At 60.0% G+C, this 16,267-nt stretch carries 13 protein-coding genes; 7 read left to right on the forward strand and 6 right to left on the reverse strand.

Annotated features, from left to right (window positions below):
- Nucleotides 1-38: 38 nt before the first annotated feature.
- Genes NW848_RS05590 through NW848_RS05600 form a run of 3 tightly spaced genes read right to left on the reverse strand, consistent with a single transcriptional unit; the run spans nt 39 to nt 2,889 of the window.
- Nucleotides 39-719: an SCO family protein gene (locus NW848_RS05590; RefSeq protein WP_414510709.1), complete on the reverse strand. Its 681-nt coding sequence runs from the start codon at nt 717-719 to the stop codon at nt 39-41.
- Nucleotides 716-2,431 (reverse strand): cbb3-type cytochrome c oxidase subunit I, encoded by a 1,716-nt coding sequence (locus NW848_RS05595; protein WP_414510710.1) that lies wholly within the window; start codon nt 2,429-2,431, stop codon nt 716-718. Before NW848_RS05595 ends, NW848_RS05590 begins: the two co-directional genes overlap by 4 nt.
- Before the next feature lie 11 nt (nt 2,432-2,442).
- A complete protein-coding gene (locus NW848_RS05600) occupies nt 2,443-2,889 on the reverse strand; it encodes a cytochrome c oxidase subunit II (RefSeq protein ID WP_414510711.1) in 447 nt (148 codons plus the stop codon).
- A gap of 589 nt (nt 2,890-3,478) precedes the next feature.
- Here NW848_RS05600 and NW848_RS05605 point away from each other — a divergent pair.
- Together NW848_RS05605 and NW848_RS05610 are read left to right on the forward strand one after the other, a co-directional pair.
- Nucleotides 3,479-4,444 carry a glycosyltransferase family 2 protein gene (locus NW848_RS05605; protein WP_414510712.1) on the forward strand — a complete coding sequence of 322 codons (966 nt, stop codon included), beginning with the start codon at nt 3,479-3,481 and terminating at the stop codon, nt 4,442-4,444.
- Nucleotides 4,444-5,391, forward strand: a complete 948-nt coding sequence (locus NW848_RS05610; RefSeq protein ID WP_414510713.1) for a UDP-glucuronic acid decarboxylase family protein — start codon at nt 4,444-4,446, stop codon at nt 5,389-5,391. The genes NW848_RS05605 and NW848_RS05610 overlap by 1 nt, the downstream gene beginning before the upstream one ends.
- On the opposite strand, the gene NW848_RS05615 is transcribed toward NW848_RS05610, so the two are convergent.
- The gene (locus NW848_RS05615) at nt 5,376-6,413 is read right to left on the reverse strand and encodes a glycosyltransferase family 2 protein (RefSeq protein WP_414510714.1); all 1,038 of its coding nucleotides are present in this window, start codon (nt 6,411-6,413) and stop codon (nt 5,376-5,378) included. The genes NW848_RS05610 and NW848_RS05615 overlap by 16 nt on opposite strands.
- Before the next feature lie 292 nt (nt 6,414-6,705).
- Between NW848_RS05615 and NW848_RS05620 the strand changes: the two genes are divergently transcribed.
- Nucleotides 6,706-8,292 carry a DUF6798 domain-containing protein gene (locus tag NW848_RS05620; protein ID WP_414510715.1) on the forward strand — a complete coding sequence of 529 codons (1,587 nt, stop codon included), beginning with the start codon at nt 6,706-6,708 and terminating at the stop codon, nt 8,290-8,292.
- Between the two features lie 15 nt (nt 8,293-8,307).
- Here NW848_RS05620 and NW848_RS05625 read toward each other — a convergent pair whose 3' ends face one another.
- Nucleotides 8,308-9,720, reverse strand: coding sequence for an oligosaccharide flippase family protein (locus tag NW848_RS05625; RefSeq protein WP_414510716.1), 1,413 nt, complete (start codon nt 9,718-9,720; stop codon nt 8,308-8,310).
- Entirely contained in the window at nt 9,713-10,624 is a 912-nt protein-coding gene (locus NW848_RS05630) for an FkbM family methyltransferase (protein WP_414510717.1), read from the reverse strand. Before NW848_RS05630 ends, NW848_RS05625 begins: the two co-directional genes overlap by 8 nt.
- A gap of 50 nt (nt 10,625-10,674) precedes the next feature.
- Between NW848_RS05630 and NW848_RS05635 the strand changes: the two genes are divergently transcribed.
- The 4 genes from NW848_RS05635 to groL all read left to right on the forward strand — a co-directional run bounded on the left by NW848_RS05635 (nt 10,675) and on the right by groL (nt 16,225).
- Entirely contained in the window at nt 10,675-12,003 is a 1,329-nt protein-coding gene (locus NW848_RS05635) for an ArnT family glycosyltransferase (protein WP_414510718.1), read from the forward strand.
- 61 nt (nt 12,004-12,064) lie between these two features.
- Nucleotides 12,065-13,966 (forward strand): putative glycoside hydrolase, encoded by a 1,902-nt coding sequence (locus NW848_RS05640; RefSeq protein WP_414510719.1) that lies wholly within the window; start codon nt 12,065-12,067, stop codon nt 13,964-13,966.
- Between the two features lie 325 nt (nt 13,967-14,291).
- Nucleotides 14,292-14,582 (forward strand): co-chaperone GroES, encoded by a 291-nt coding sequence (gene groES / locus NW848_RS05645; RefSeq protein ID WP_414510720.1) that lies wholly within the window; start codon nt 14,292-14,294, stop codon nt 14,580-14,582.
- Nucleotides 14,583-14,599: 17 nt separating this feature from the next.
- The gene (groL, locus tag NW848_RS05650) at nt 14,600-16,225 is read left to right on the forward strand and encodes a chaperonin GroEL (RefSeq protein WP_414510721.1); all 1,626 of its coding nucleotides are present in this window, start codon (nt 14,600-14,602) and stop codon (nt 16,223-16,225) included.
- Nucleotides 16,226-16,267: the final 42 nt, after the last annotated feature.

The following is a 16,267-nucleotide window of genomic DNA, read 5'->3' on the forward strand; positions in this document are numbered from 1 at the left end:
TCATTCAACCGAATTATACCACTGAGTCCAGCGCGATTTTATCGTTTGCGGCGTCCCCCCAACATCAGCCACGCGCCCGTCGCCAACACGCCCACCGCGCCAATCGGAAAAAGCCAGTCGCTTATGCGCTCCCAAAGCGTGTACTGCCCGCGTGCAATCCGCAGCCCCCGCTCCAATTGGACAGGCGTGAACTCCAGACCAAATTCGTAGTGGCGTATCACCCCGTCGCTATCGAGAAACACCAGCAGGTTCGGGTGGTCTTTCACCTGCTCCGACACATAGGTAAAGCGGAAATCGATTGCGTCCAAGAGTTCAAATAATGCCCTGTCGTCAGGCACATAGGCAATCCGCCAGTTCGGCAGGTTAAGTTGATGTTTCTGCCGAAAACTTCTCATGTGGGCATGTCCTTCCTTCGGATCGAAAGTGAAGGTGACGACTGTATAGGTTTCTGGACTTAAGTTAAGCTTTATGAGAGCCTGTTTTAGACTGCGGCTGATGACGATGCATGCGCTGGGACAACCTGCATAGATGGGGCTGAGGATTACAGGTTTTCCCTTCAGGTCGTTGAGCGTAAAGGTGCGCCCCTCCGTGTCGATGAACCTCACATTCGGCGGCTTCGTGCCCAGCGTGTTCGAAAGATTAGGCGGGACGCCCTGCCCGAAGGCAGGGCATCCCAGGGTGAATGACAGGAGGTATCCAGCAAGTGGCAAGACTCTCATGGCAGTTTCGTCTGTTCCCGCAGAGTCTGTTGCGGCACGAGGTTGTTGTCGAGGCTCTGGTAACCAGGCACTTTCGAGACGATCCCGCGCGTCATCGACTCGTATACAGGGTAAGTATAGGAGATGGCAATCAGCACGAGAGTTGCCGTCACCCACGGGCGCAGGTTCACCACCAGCGGCGTGGGCGTCTCGTGTAGGGCGTCGGTGATGGGAAAGTCAATCTCAGGCGCACGCACAGGTTTGGCGAACAGCGTGCCGACCAGCGAGACGACATAACTCAGGAAGCCAATTGTCGCCACCACGCCGCCCAGCGCGCCCACATGCGACCAGAAAAGCCAATCGGGACGATACAGGAACTCGTTGGTGGGGTCGAGATAGCTGATGCCCAGATTGCTGCGGCGCGGCGCACCCTGCAGCCCCGTAATCGAGAGCGCAATCTCGAAAATCACGAAGCCCAGCATCCACAGGTACGGCGCCGCGAGCGCGAGCGGCTTCGCCTGCACCTCCGCCCCGCGCAATCGCGCAATCATGTAGAGCGTCATCCCCAAGAAGCTTAGCGTCACCAGCCCGCCGACCGTGGTATGGAAGTGCCCTACGACCCACGCCGTGTTATGCACAATCAGGTTCAGGTTGTACGAAGCGTTCACGATACCCGTGATGCCGCCGAACAGGAACAGAATCAGCCCCGAAATGAGGTAGGCGAAGAGCCACTTATCGCCCTCTTTGCTCCAGTACGGCAGCTTGCTCCACCAGCCGAACAGCCCTTGCCCGCCGTTCAGGCGCGCCCCGTGTTCCAGCGACGCCGCCACCGTGAACGCCGTGATGAAGCTCGGCAGCGCGACCATAAAGGTCAGGAACGCATGCCAGAGCTTCCAGCCGCTGCTCAAGCCGCCCTCTGTGTATTGGTGGTGCAATCCAACGGGAATCGAGAACAGCAGGAACAGCAGGAACGCAAACCGTGCGGCTGGGTCCGAGTAAAGCTTGCCGCCCACCAGCTTCGGTAGCATGGTGTAGAGCATGATGTACGACGGAATGAGCCAGAAGTAGACCAGCGCGTGCCCAAAGAACCAGAACAGCGTGCGCGACAGAAGCGGGTTCACCTCGCTGGCAAGCCCCAGCGACAGCGGCAACATCTGGAACAGCACCGTCACCGCCAAGGGGATGATGATCAGAAACCACAGCGTGAAATTGATGAGGTTGCCCAACACTGCCAGCGGCAGTTTCGCGTTCGGATTCTCCCGTCGCCACGCAAGCGTGTTCGGAATCCAGTCCAGAAAGTACGGCAAAATGGAGCCAATCAGCAGCAGCGTCGCGCCGACATAGAAAGTCCAGTGCGCGACCATCGGCAGGTAGAAGGTATACAGCACCGTGGCGCGCCCCGTGAGCATCGCCCACGCCGCCATCAGCGTGCCACCCACCATCAGCACCCACGACGCCCACTGCACGCCGACCTTCAGCGGACGCTTGAGCTGGTGAAGCATCAGTGCGTTGCCAAACGCCACTGCGAAGAAGGTCGTAAAAACCACCGCGTTGATGACGCCGTGCAGGGTCAGCCCCTGATAGTAGTTAATACCGAACAGGTCTGCCGAGCGGATGATCCCTGCACGCGCTAACGCCTGATACAGCCCCAGCAGCACGCCCAAAATGAGCAGAATAAACGGGATAATCAGCTGACTCAGCAGAATAAACCGAATTGCGCCTTTGACTTGCATGGTTCGCCTCCTTATTCCACAATCACCTTACCTGCCATGTTCTGGTGACCCAAACCGCAATACTCATGGCAGATAATCTGGTACTCCCCTGCCCTGTCGAACCTCGCACGGGAGTAGGTCACCGCGCCTGGAATCGCCATCAGGTTCACCAGCGTCCTGTCGATATGGTAGCCGTGCATTACATCTTTGCTGGTGATATAGAAGTCCACCACTGCGCCACGGGGAACTTTGATCTGGTTCACTGTGCCCATATCGAAGCCCCACATGTAGGCGACGACATCCACCTGATAGCGGTTGGGACCGATTTCCACCATGCGCCCGCGCTCGAACAACCGCGCGTTCGGTAAGCAGGTCGGCAAGTCCGCTTGTAGCCCTTTCGCGGCGTATACTACCAGCCCGAAGAACATCAACACCAGAAATAACGCTAACGCCATCGCGCGCTTCTCGAACCGATCCATAAAATCACCTCCACTTGAGCAATATGCCGTAGGTCGTGAGCCATACGAGCGCGTACACGAATATCATCGCCACAAAGAACGCTATCGCGCCAACTGGCGTAAAGGTGTCCTGTGTCTCTCGCATTGCGCTGCCTCCATCTCTCGTTGTTCATTCAGGCTATTGAACCTTTTAGGTCTAATAGCCTAATGGTATTATACCACACCGCAGGCGCTTTTGTCAAGGGAGCCGGTGATAATACCAATCGCGTAGGCAAAATTTACGAAAACCAACGAGATTGAAGACCCCCTCGCTAAGGTTCCCCCTGCGTGCAAGGGGAACCAAACGGGTGCGCGGCTCGGTTCCCCCCGCTTCGCGAGGGGAACCGCAGGAGGGGGGCAATTGTAAACTCTACCCTTGCGATTGGTATTAGATTCCACCACACTCAGGGGAGCATGTAGCAGAAGTTGGTGGACGACGCGGCGCGACGACAAGCGATAGGCTGGCAGCGCGGCAGCACACCGTTGCATGTTGGGATATCCGCCACACAGTACGCCAATGGAAACCGCTTTACGAACGCCTGTTTCAGAGGCGAATGGTATAATAGCCACGATGGTGTCGCGTCCTATGGTTTCGGTGATCACGCCTGCATACAATGTCGCGCCCTACATCGGGCAGTGCATCGAATCGGTGCAGGCGCAGACCCTCTCGGACTGGGAGATGCTCATCGTGGACGACGCCTCCATCGACGAGACCCCCGCCGTCGTGCAGCGGTATCTGGGCGACCCGCGCATCCGCTACCTGCGCAACGAACAGAATTTGGGTCCTGGCGCGACGCGCAACCGCGCGCTGGACGCCGCGCAGGGCGAGTGGGTTGCAATTGTGGACGCCGACGACTGGATTGCCCCTGAACGGCTGGAGAAGTTGGTGCGCTTCGCCGAGGCACAGAGCGTGGAGATGGTCGCTGACCTGCAGGTCTACCGAACCGAGTGGGGCGGCGTCTATCAAGTCAGTTGGGCGACCTACGCCAAGCCCCCGAAAGCCCCGCGCTGCTACACCCTCGAACAGGTCATCACGGCGCATCCCTCGTTCAAGCCCCTCATTCGACGGGCATTTCTGGACGCAAAACAGATCCGCTACCCGACGACCATCCGCATCGGCGAGGATTACGCCTTCTATATGGAAGTGCTTCTCAAGGGGGGGCGCTTCGCGCTGCTGCCTGAACCGCTGTATTCCTATCGGGTGCGACCTGGCACGACCGTGACGCGGTACGATGTGTTGGACGAGCGTCGCAAGGTGCTGGAGTATCTGCTGTGTTTGCCTGAAACGACGCCCCGTATTGCGAAGTTGCTGCGTTGGGCGTACCAGCGCGACCGCGCCTACGCGCGCTACCCGCAGTTCGCGCGGAGCGTCAAGCGCGGCGAGTGGCGCACAGCCGTTCGGCTCCTGCGCGAATCGCCCCAAGTGGCATGGATGCTGCTCGCAGGGCTGCCAAGCGCGCTTTACCGACGCCTGTTCGACCGCGAGAAACTGATCGATCCATGGCGCGAGACGATTCACAAGGAGGTACGCCGCTAATGCCGCGAGCTGTCGTTACGGGAGGCGCGGGCTTCATCGGCTCGCACCTTGTCGATCGCCTGATTGCCGAAGGCTGGCAAGTGGTCGTCATAGACAACCTCATCACAGGACGCGAGGAAAACCTGCAGCACCTGATGGGACGCCCCGACTTTGAGTTTATACGCCATGATGTGTGCGAGCCATTTGACATTGAGGGCGCGGTCGATTATGTGTTCCACTTGGCGTCGACAGCAAGCCCCGTGGACTTTGTGCGCCACCCGCTGGAGACGCTGCGAGTCGGCTCATACGGCACGGCGAACGCGCTGGAGTTGGCGGTGCGCAAGGGCGCGAAGTTCCTGTTCAGCTCCACTTCGGAGGTCTACGGTGACCCGCTGGTGCATCCGCAGTCCGAAGACTACTGGGGCAATGTGAACCCGATTGGCGTGCGCGGGGTCTACGACGAGGCGAAGCGGTACGCCGAATCGCTGGTGATGGCGTACCACCGCTACAAGGGCGTGGACACACGCATCGTGCGGATCTTCAACACCTACGGCGAGCGCATGCGCTTGGACGATGGGCGCGTGGTGCCCAACTTCGTGTGTCAAGCGCTACGCGGCGAGCCGATTACCGTCTACGGCGACGGCAGCCAGACGCGCAGCTTCGGGTATGTCTTCGACCTCGTGGAGGGCATCTGGCGACTGGCGCACGCCGACTACCACCTGCCCATCAACATCGGCAACCCCGAAGAGCGCACAATCCTGGAGTTCGCGCAGCTCATCAAGCGGCTCACGGGCAGCGACAGCCCGATTGTGTTTCAGGAGTTTTTCACGCCCGACGACCCCAAACAGCGTTGCCCCGACATCACGCGAGCGCGCGAGATACTGGGCTGGGAACCGCGTGTGTCGCTGGAGGAGGGGCTGCGGCGCACCATCGAGTATTTCCGCGCGCGGGTTCAGCCCGCCTCCTGAACGAATCGGGCGATGTCCTCCTCGCGTGCGCTCCAGAACATCAGGCGCGCCGCCTTGTATAGAGCTTTGCGTCGGTTCACCATCGCCAGCAAAAACGGCGGCATCCAACTTAGCCGCTGCCGAAAGTTCCACGGCGCGTCGTACTCCCACACCGCGCGGATGCCGTAGTAGATGAGTTGCGCAAGCGTATCGTGGCGCGTTTCGGGGATTCCGCGCCGTCCCAGCAAGAGCATCAGCCGACCGAGATTCAGCGTGGGCAGCGAGTAGACCAGTCGCGGATGCACGCGCAGTCCCTGACGCTCGGCGTGCGTGCGGATGACTGGCTCACGCGCCAGTAGATGACGCACCTCGCGTTGCAGACGCTCCCAACGCGGCGGGATTCCGTAGTGCAGGTTGCCGCCATGCACGCGATAGAAACTCAGCGTCTCGTCGATGAAGGCGAACTTGCCATAAAACGGCGCGCCCATCAGCAGCGGCGCGTCCGCGCTGATGCGCCAAAACGACTCGTCCAGCGGGAAGACTGCTTCCACAGCGCGGCGTGCGAAGGCGTTCCCACTGGTAGGCGTGCTGGGATAGTAGATACGGCGCGTCAAAATCGGGCGCAGGTCGCCCTCATAGGGGGTATGGATGGGGAACGATCGACCAAGCGGCTTGCCGTCGGGGTCAACGCACTCCATGCGCCACTCCACCATCGCCAGCGAGTCGTCCCAACGCGCCGCCACCCGTTCCAATAAGTGCGGCGCCCAGTAGTCGTCCGAATCGAGAAAGCAAATCACCTCCCCGCGCGCGGCGGCGACTCCCGCATGGAACGCTGACGCCTGTCCGCCGTTCTCCTTAAAAACCACCTGCACACGGTCGGCGTATCGCTGAATGACCTCGCGCGACTCGTCGGTGGAGCCATCGTCGACGACGATAATCTCGCGGTGCGGGTAGGTCTGCGCGAGCGCGCTCTCGATGGCAGTCCCCACAAACTGGGCATAGTTGTAGTTGTTGATGATGACGCTGATAAAGGGCTGTGCCATAGCAATTATATACCTCACCCACGGCAGCCTACCGTCTCGTCGGCGACGGGCAAGCAAGGCATGTTAGTGTGATAAGTTCGCTTGACGGGTATGATTCTATGTGATGGCATCAAACTCAGGACAGCGCACAGTAGTTCAGGTACATCGAGGCGCTTTAGTCGCGTGGATACTGCTGCTGAGCGTCGTCTCGCTCCTCATTAGTGGCTATCGTGATGTATACGGCGCTAACCATGCTTTCCAACTGTTATTGGTACAGAAGATAAATGATCCAACTCTCTACCCAGGCGACCCTATGGCGGAGACTATCTTCTCGTTTGCGTCGCTTTTCTGGTATGGGGTGGCGTGGCTGGCACGTTTGTTTGACCTTTCAGCGGTGTTGTTCGTGCTGTTTTGGCTGCGGAATCTTCTGTTTCTTTTTGTGGGCTATCGCTGGGCACGACTGCTGTTCCCGCATTCGTGGCGTGCGTGGTACGCAGGTACGTTGTTTATTGCCACATCGCCGACTATGCTAATAGGCAACGGTCAGCCTTCCAGTGCGTTAGAGCAGACCAGCTTCTCGGTTTTTTTTGCCTTGCTGGCGTTGGAATCGCTCCTGCGACGCCATGCACTGGGCTATATGCTCTGGATGGCACTGGTACCGTACTTTAATCAGATGTATGCGATATTTAGCTACTGTTATGTTTTCATTTCTTTGCTGGGCGACTCGTCGTTGCGCCAAGGATGGCTTCGGTGGGCAGGTGCGACAGTAGGTAGTATAGCTATTGGGCTTCCTGGATGGTTACTGCTACTACAAGCAGCGCGTAAGCCAGCCGTAGACCCGTTGGCAGTTTGGCAAACAGCAGAGCTGAGCTACCCGTATCACTTTTTTCCAGAGACTTGGGACCTTGTCCCGCAGTTGATTCTGTTGGGGTATGTGGTTCTTTTGTTCGCTTTGTGCGGGTTCTGGGGCGATATCGATTCGCGCCTGCGGTTGAATCTAATGCTATGGACAGGGTTGGCAGTCGGCTGCTACTTACTGGCTTGGCTGACGCCCTATCTGTTGTGCTCGCTGACACTACTGCATTTGCACCCGATTCGAGCCGCTGAGTTGTGGTTCCTTATCACGAGTGTCCTTGTAGCGGGAGCGGCAGTGGTATGGGTTGAGTCGCTGCCGTCGGACACGCTCAAACGCTGGTTTACCCCACTTGCGATTCTGGTGTCCATCGGCATCCTCTGGCGATTTGGCTACGGTACGGTAAGTGTCATCAAGGGGCTATTCTTACTAATTGGAGGCATCGAACTCTATCGACAGATTGCGCGGCGGACGGCGTTTCCCACTTCTGTGGGCGCAATGCTGGCGTTGTGTTTGATGTTTACTCTTGCGAACGCTGTGCGTATTCACACGATTCGCGTTTCCAAGTACGGGAATTGGTGGGGGATACCGAGTGCGCCTGCTTACGAAATCGCTCGTTGGGCGCGGGTGCATACCCCGCCCGACACTGTCTTCCTTGTGCCGTTGTATAGCGACCCCGAAGGCTGGCACCAGTTTCGCCATCTTTCGCAGCGGGGCGTGTTCGGCACGCGTAAAGACGGCACGGCTTGGACATTCGCACCCGCTTATGCCCGTGAATGGATTGCCCGTATGCGCGCAGCAGGGCTGTTCGAAGCAGCAGGTTTAAACGAAGCGACCTACCGTATCGGTGCGTGGGTGGAGTTTGGAACCCTGCGCGCCGATGCGGACATCTTCCGCCGCGCCAATCATCGCTTGGACGATGCCCGCGTGCAGCAGATTACCCAGCAGTATCGAGTAGACTACTGGATTATCCCCGCCGACAAGCCGACGCGCTTCCGCGTCGTTCACACACATAAGGGCTGGAAGGTCGTGCGCGTCACTCCGTGATTGCGCCAGTAGCGTCTACGACTGCGTGCGCAGGGCGCGCACTTCGTGGAGCAGTTCGCGCAGCGCACGCCGACTGGCGGGAAGCAGGAAGACCCCCAGCGCAAGCAGTGGGATGTAGTGCGCAATTGGCGCAAACAGCGCAACGCCCAGCGCAACCGCCCAGAGCAGATTCATGCCGTAGCGCGGCTGCCCAATATAGCGCGCTACCCCGAAATGCAAAAAGACATTGTTCGGCAGGTGCGCCAAAAAGTAGGCGACGCCATAGCCCAGAACCGCGTACCCCTCTGGCGCAAGGTAAGTCAGCAGAGCGGTTGACCAGTAGAGGTTGAACACGAACACGAGCGCGGCGCGTGTGACCACATGGCTTTGCCGTATCACGTAGAGCGCCTGCGCCTGCGCACTGAAAATCGCCGTCAGCAACTGTTCTGACGCCAGCAGCGCCAGCGCGAGTATCGCCAGACGAATGTCCCACTGCGCCCCGAAAATCGGCGGCAGCACATACCACGCGCTCAGCACAAACAGCAGACACACGCCGCCCAGACTGAGAATCTGTGCCTGCGACGAGACATACAGCGCGTGCAGCATCTTCTGCGGCTGGTCTTGCACGCGAGCGAACACCGCCGTCGTCACATTCCGAATCGCAATCTGCGCGAAGTTGAGCATGTTTAGCAGCCGTTCCGCCAGCGTCAGGTAGCCGACCGCCTCCTTGCCCGCAATCGGCAGTAGCACGAGCGCAGGCGCGAGATTCTTGGCGTTGTAGAGCCACTCGGACGCCGCCTGCACGAAACTGAACCGAAGCATATCGCGCAGCTGGTCGCGGTTCCAATACCAACGGGGGCGGTAGCGTGCGCTAATAAACGCCAGCGTGAAACTCACCAGTTGCGCCGCCCAGTACGCTGCAACCAATGCCCACACGCCGAACCCCAGCAGCGCCATCGGGATACTGACTGCATACGAGCTGACCTGCGCGAGCGTGTCAATGAGCGCAATTCGCTTGTAGCGCAGCTCTTTCTCCAGCGCGGCTTGCGCGACAATCGAGACGGCGTGTAGGGGCAACCCAACGCTGATTGCCGTCGCGACCGCGAAAAAGCCCTCCGTGCGAATCCAGTACGCGCCGAGCAACCACAGCGCGATAAGGGCGACGACGGTCAGCACGCTCCCGAACCCCAGCAGCCACCAGAACGCCTGATGCCACACCTCGCGCGGGGCGTCTTGCGGGGCGCGAATCAGGTACGTACGCACGCCCATACTCACCACCTGCGTGAGGTACAAGTAAACGCCCATCGCCGAAGCGTACAGCCCGTAGTTCGCGGGACCGATAATGCGCGTCACATAGAGCATGCCTGCTATCGAGAGGGCGATAGTAAGCACGCGGCGCAGGCTCAGGTACAGGCTGCCTTCTACGGCGCGGCGACGCAGCTCACTCATCGTCGGGCAGGATGCGCACGCCCCGCCCTGCCAGCCGTTCGCGCAAGGCGTCAGTGCTTCGTGCGGCAAGCCAGTTCTCCCACTCGGTCACAGTGGGGCGTTCGGGCAGGCGCGTCAAGGTCGCGCTGTCGGCGACGCGGTAGAGCGTCCAGCCGCGCGCCCGCAGAGAATCCGCAAGGTCTTGCACGCTGACGCCGTACTCGCAGGCATGCATCGCGTTCGCCTCCAAGTAAAGGAAGTCTGTGCGCGTGAGCGTCGCCTCCGCGCCGCGCAGCACAAAGGGTTCGTAGCCTTCCACATCGATCTTGAGCAGCGTGATAGGCGCGTCTGCAAGCGGCTCGAAGCGGTCTAAGGGCGTCATCGGCACGGTAAGCGCGCCCGCGCCGTCGGGCAACACACGGTTGTAGTCGTCGCTGCGCACATCGGTAAACGCGACCTCGCCTGTACGGTCACCCAGCGCGAGGTTATACAGGTACAGGTTCGGCAGGCGATTGAGCCGCGCGTTCGCCTGCAACTGCGCAAACACGCGCGGGTGCGGCTCGAAGGCATGTACAGGGCTTGATGCGCCGAGCGACTTCGCAAGCGGAATCGCATGCGAGCCGACATTCGCGCCGATATCGACAATCGTGTCGCCAGGGCGCAGCAGTTGGCGCAAGAGGGCGAGGTCGATCGCGCCGTGCCAGCGCGTGGGGTGAAAGAACATCAGGTGAGTCAGCGTTGTGTCATAGAGCCGAAAGCGCGCCCCTTGATACCGAAACACCGCGCGTTCGTTGAGACCCAGCCATACAAGGGCGTGCAACAAGAGAAACCGCCCAGGCGACTCCCAGTTGCGGCGTTGTCGCCAGACCCAGCGCCAGTGGCGTAGCGCGCGTCGGATGGGGTGTACCTGCGCGGAGCCGCTCACACAAGTATTATACCAAAGCCGAATACGCACAGGCAGGTACAATCCCCGTGATGGCGACGACTCTGCACAGGGCGATGGTGTGGCTGCAGCATCCTTGGCTGATTGTGGGCGTGGCGTTGTGCCTGCGCGTGGCGTGGATGGTCGCCTACGCGCCATGGGACGCCCCCAACGAGCGACTAATTACCCGCGCGCCGAACCCCGACGCAGGCTCGTACCAAGAGGTCGCCCTCGTGCTGCTGCGTTACTGGAACAAGCCCGGACAGGCGATTGTCGAGATGCCCGAAGCCATCGACTCGATTATCATCCGCGCGCCGGGCTACTCGCTGGTGATGGCGGTTCTGTACGCGCTGTTGGGGGTGAACCCAGTGTGGGTGGTCATCGTGCAGGTGTGCGCCAGCGTTCTGAACTGCGCGCTGGTGATTGCCGCGCTACGGCGGATTAGCGCGCCGCTGGGCGCAGCGGTCGGCGGGTGGCTCTTCGCGCTGAACCCGACGCTCATCGACTACACGCAGTTAATTCTCACAGAGACCCTCTTCGTGTTGGGCATGACGCTTGTGCTGTACGCTTTCGCCCAGTTCCGTGCGCAGCCGAATCCTGCGGTTTGGCGTGCAGGCGTTGGGAGTGGCGTTGCGCTCGCGCTCACGACGCTGATACGCCCCAGCCCTCTATGGCTGATCCCCGTGCTAAGTGTACTGGGCGTCTTCGCGCGTCCGCTCTCGGCGCGGGCGCGGGGCATATGGCTGGCGGGGTATCTGGCGGGGGTGCTGGCGCTGTTTGTGCCGTGGGCGGCGTACAATCGCGTGCATTACGGCTCGTGGCGGCTAACGCTCGCAGGCGAGTTGTACCTGCTTGATATGACGGGGCTGGTCGTTACGCAGATGCAGCAGCCCATCCACCAAGCGCGTGCGATGCTGGAAGCGGAGGCGTTCGCACGGATGCGCAACGACGGCTTAGACCCCGACCGCCAGATTTTCGAGCGCGGTCGCTATTACCGCGCCGTCGCTCTGGACTACATCCAGCAACATCCGAACGAGTTCGCCTACTACTGGCTGCGCGGGATGCTCTTCTTCTGGCGGTCTGCAGGCGGACCGAACACGGGAAACGAGTGGATGATGTCCTCGCGCGCGGTACGACGCTGGTTTCAGGGCTATTACTTTGCCTACTTGGTTGCTCTGATTACGGGGCTGTGGCTGACTATTCGGACGCGACGCCAGCAGTGGTGGGCGATTCTGTTTGTGCTGACGGCAATCTACTTCACGCTCAGCGCGGGCTGCAGCGGGAACGCACGGTTTCGGCTGCAGACTTTTGTCTTCTCGCTGCCCGTGATTGCGATTGGGCTGGACAGCGCGCGGCAAAAACGCGAGTCAGGGCAAGTGTAGTGTTTTTGCGAGGGCATGCGGATGCGAAAGTGGGGTATAATAGGCGCGAGAGGAGAGACCCATGCGTCTAAACTATCGGGTTCTGGGGACTGTTGTATCGGTCGCGATTTGGGGGGCTGCGCTCGCGCAGCAGCAGCCGCTCATCAACTACGCCACGCTGTATGGCGAGTTCGATTTCGACTTCTACCGCGGCAACCATGATGTTGGCATGGTGCGCGACGGCGTCGCGGAAGGGTTTCGTGGTACTATCCCGTCAGGCTTTACTGCCGAACTGGACGAGGTGGACAAAGTCAGCGGGCGCGCTGCCCAAAAAATCAGTTTCAATCGGAACAGCTCCAGCACAGCAGAAGCTTCGCTGAGTATGTTGATGTATTTCCCCTCCAACGACTACCCGCGTCCAGGAGAGACCATCCGCATCTCGCTGTGGGTGAAGGCAGAGAACTGGGTCAACGCCTCGCTTCGCGTCCGTGCGCGCGGTCTGGACGGTTCAGGCAGCGCCGATCTAATCAACACCACGAATGTGCCCAACGCATGGACGGAACTCGTGTTCAACTACACGGTTCCCAACTCGAATCCGCAAGGGGTCAGGCTCGACCTGATTGTCCGGTCCAACGCTGGCGTCTCGTCGGGCGTTGTTCGCTTTGACAAATTAGAAGTCACGGGCAGTCAGCGATGGCGTTCCCGCCCGCCGCGCAGCCTGAAAATCGCCGCCCCATACTACTCTTGGGCAGAAGAGAACCAACGCGATTGGGTCTACTACGCACGCGAGTTCGACCTAATGTTGGCGACATGGGACGACATCAAAGCGTTACGCACGCACCGCAGCGACCTGCTAAATGTATACTACTACAACCTTATCTACAGCGTTCGCACACCCGACCGTAGCTGGCAGCAACGCGATCTATTTGGTTACTACTACTGCGACACGAACCACCCTGACTGGTTCCTGCTGAACATCTACGGCAATCGGCAGCAGTTCGGCTCCGACCGCTACGCGATGGACATCGGCAATCCCCAAGCGTCTGCCTGGGCGGCGCAAAATGTGGGGCTGTCGATGCTCTACGCCGACCCAGGCGTGGATGTCATCCACTTCGACAGTTTTATCGACTTCTTCTTCCTGAACTTCTTGTTCCAGAAGTATCCGACACGCGCCAGCCGCATGGCTGCCATGCATAAACACTTAATCAACATGCGCAACACGCTCAGTGAGCGCGATGTGAAATTCATCATCAATACTGCCGCGGCGCTCTATACGCGCGACCAACCACATACCTACTTCCTGCGCCAAGGATTTCTGGACGGGCTGCTGATGGAAGAGGTCTTTACGACCATCTACTCGCTCCCTGCGGGGTTTCTCCCATTCTCACAGTGGGAAGGGCAGCTGAACACCCTGATTGAACAGCGCCCGCGCCTGCGTGTGGTCTACACAGGCTACGCGGTGCGCGATCCTGTGGAGGGACGACGGCAGAAGATTTACGCGCTGGCGAGTTTCTTGCTGTGCGCGGACAGCAACAACTACCTCTATCTGGACAAACACTACTACGACGCGCCACCCAACCGTCAGCGCAGTTGGCGTCCCGACGCCGACTTCGATGTGCCCCTTGGACAGCCCACAGGCGGGATTCAGGTACTGTTCCGCTCTTCGGACTATCAAGGCGGACTGTATTATCGCCCCTTCCAGAACGGTTTCGTGATAGTGAACCCCACGGGCAACATCGCCCCCCGATTCAAGGATGGCGCGGTGTTCACCTACATTCTGGACGCTGACTACCGCGAACTCTGGTCGGGGCAGCTGTTCCCCGCGGGGTCGCGTATTAAGCTCTACCCGAAGGAGGCGCGCATCTTCTACCGCGAGAGTAGCGGGCTGCGGATGCCTGGCTCAGGCGATGGCAAGCGCGCACCCGAAAGCTCGGGTGGAGACGAGAAAATCCTACCCAGCAGCGACCCCATTCGGAGGCGGTAATAGTGCCGGGGCACTGTGTTTTCGACATAGGCAACTTGGAGCGAGCAGCTACAAGGGTTGCCCCCGCGGAGGTGCGGCGATGTCAACCTTGTAGGGGCAGGTCTCGTGCCTGCCCCGCCCCGTATGCTGAAACCATATCACGAAGACACCTAAAAGACAGCAATCAACGCCTCTCGACACATCCCTCCCTCTTGCTGTTGTCTCGCTTAGAGTGAGTCGCCCTCTTGACAAGCCCCCTACCCTGTTGGGTATCCTAATTTTAGCACTCGGACGCCGAGAGTGCTAAATTCAGGTTCAAATTCAGATCGTAAGGAGGTAGATGGTTATGACCTTCAAACCGCTCAACGACAAGGTTGTGATTGAGCTGCTGGAGGAGGATGAGAAGACCGAGACGGGCATCATCTTGCCCGACACGGCGAAGAAGCGCCCGCAGGAGGGCACAGTGATTGCTGTCGGACCCGGTCGCTTGCTCAATAATGGTATGCGCGCGCCGATGACCGTGCAGGTCGGACAGCGCGTCGTCTTCTCTAAATACGCTGGTAGCGAGTTTGAATACGAGGGTAAGAAGTACCTTATCCTCGACGAGGATCAAATCTACGCGATACGCGAACGCTAAATAGGAGGTGAGACGCTATGCCTGCGAAGATGCTGAAGTTCAACGAAGAGGCTCGACGCGCCTTAGAGCGCGGCGTCAATAAGGTCGCCAACGCGGTGAGGGTGACCCTCGGCCCGAAAGGGCGCAATGTGGTGCTGGATCGCAAGTGGGGCGCGCCGATTATCACCAAAGACGGCGTGACCGTCGCGAAGGAGATTGAACTGTCCGACCCGTGGGAGAACATGGGCGCGCAGCTGTGCCGTGAGGTCGCGTCCAAGACGAACGATGTGGCAGGCGACGGCACGACCACCGCGACCGTGCTGGCGCAAGCGCTGGTCAACGAGGGTATGCGCTATGTCGCGGCAGGCGGCAATGCGATTGCGCTCAAGCGCGGCATCGATAAAGCCGTCGCGAAAGCCGTCGAGACCATCAAAGCGCACGCCATCCCCGTCACCGAGCGCGAGCAGACCGAGTATGTCGCCACCATCGCGGGCAACGACCCCGAAATCGGCAAAATGATTGCCGAAGCGATGGACAAGGTCGGCAAGGATGGCGTCATCACCATCGAAGAGTCTAAGGGCACCCAGACCACGCTGGAGATTGTGGAGGGCATGCAGTTCGATCGGGGCTATATCTCGCCCTACTTCATCACCGACCCTGAGCGGATGGAGGCGGTGTTGGAGGACGCGCTGATTCTGATTCACGAGAAGAAGATTAGCTCGGCGCAAGACCTATTGCCTGTGCTGGAGCGCGTGGCGCAGGCGCGCCGCCCGCTGCTGATTATCGCCGAGGATGTGGACGGCGACGCGCTGGCGACGCTGGTGGTCAACAAGCTGCGCGGCGTGCTGCAGTGCGCCGCGGTCAAAGCGCCTGGCTTCGGCGAGCGACGCAAGGCGATGCTCGAAGACATCGCCATCCTCACAGGCGGACGCTTCATCTCCGAAGATCTCGGCATCAAGCTGGAAAATGTGACGCTCGACATGCTCGGTCAGGCGAAGAAGGTGGTCATCGGCAAAGAGGAGACCACGATTATCGAGGGTGCAGGCTCCCATGAAGCCGTCGTGGGGCGCATCAATCAGATCAAGCGGCTCATCGAGACCACGGAGAGCAGCTATGACCGCGAGAAGCTGCAGGAGCGCCTGGCGAAGCTGTCGGGCGGTGTGGCGGTCATCAAGGTCGGCGCGGCGACCGAGACCGAGCTGAAGGAGAAGAAGCACCGCTTCGAGGACGCCTTGTCCGCAACCCGCGCGGCAGTAGAGGAGGGCATCGTGCCTGGCGGGGGCAAAATCTTCTTGCTGGCGCAAGCCGCGCTGGACGGCATCGGCGACAACGACGACGAGCGCACGGGCGTCACCATCGTCAAGCGCGCCCTCGAAGAGCCGCTGCGCCAAATCGCCGAGAACGCGGGGCTGGAAGGCTCCGTGATTGTCGAGAAAGTCAAGGCGCTCGGCGCACACGAAGGGCTGGACGCGGTCACGGGTACATTCGTGGACCTGGTGAAATCGGGTATAATTGACCCCGCTAAGGTCAGCCGCGCCGCGTTGGAGAACGCTGCGTCCATCGCAGGGCTGGTGCTGACCACCGAAGCGATGGTCGCCGAGAAGCCCGAAAAGAAGACGGAGCCGACGCCTGGTGGGGGCGGCGGCGACTTCGACGACTTCTAAGCTTATCCCCCCTCCCACCCCCAAGGACCGGGTGCTGTCCCC

Source organism: Synechococcus sp. RC10A2, from assembly GCF_047502605.1.

Excerpts from the sequence above, each read along its gene's own strand:
- NW848_RS05590 (WP_414510709.1), bottom strand. The coding sequence starts at position 719 with ATGAGAGTCTTGCCACTTGCTGGATACCTCCTGTCATTCACCCTGGGA.
- NW848_RS05595 (WP_414510710.1), bottom strand. The coding sequence starts at position 2,431 with ATGCAAGTCAAAGGCGCAATTCGGTTTATTCTGCTGAGTCAGCTGATT.
- NW848_RS05600 (WP_414510711.1), bottom strand. The coding sequence starts at position 2,889 with ATGGATCGGTTCGAGAAGCGCGCGATGGCGTTAGCGTTATTTCTGGTG.
- NW848_RS05605 (WP_414510712.1), top strand. The coding sequence starts at position 3,479 with ATGGTGTCGCGTCCTATGGTTTCGGTGATCACGCCTGCATACAATGTC.
- NW848_RS05610 (WP_414510713.1), top strand. The coding sequence starts at position 4,444 with ATGCCGCGAGCTGTCGTTACGGGAGGCGCGGGCTTCATCGGCTCGCAC.
- NW848_RS05615 (WP_414510714.1), bottom strand. The coding sequence starts at position 6,413 with ATGGCACAGCCCTTTATCAGCGTCATCATCAACAACTACAACTATGCC.
- NW848_RS05620 (WP_414510715.1), top strand. The coding sequence starts at position 6,706 with ATGGCGGAGACTATCTTCTCGTTTGCGTCGCTTTTCTGGTATGGGGTG.
- NW848_RS05625 (WP_414510716.1), bottom strand. The coding sequence starts at position 9,720 with ATGAGTGAGCTGCGTCGCCGCGCCGTAGAAGGCAGCCTGTACCTGAGC.
- NW848_RS05635 (WP_414510718.1), top strand. The coding sequence starts at position 10,675 with ATGGCGACGACTCTGCACAGGGCGATGGTGTGGCTGCAGCATCCTTGG.
- NW848_RS05640 (WP_414510719.1), top strand. The coding sequence starts at position 12,065 with ATGCGTCTAAACTATCGGGTTCTGGGGACTGTTGTATCGGTCGCGATT.
- groES (WP_414510720.1), top strand. The coding sequence starts at position 14,292 with ATGACCTTCAAACCGCTCAACGACAAGGTTGTGATTGAGCTGCTGGAG.
- groL (WP_414510721.1), top strand. The coding sequence starts at position 14,600 with ATGCCTGCGAAGATGCTGAAGTTCAACGAAGAGGCTCGACGCGCCTTA.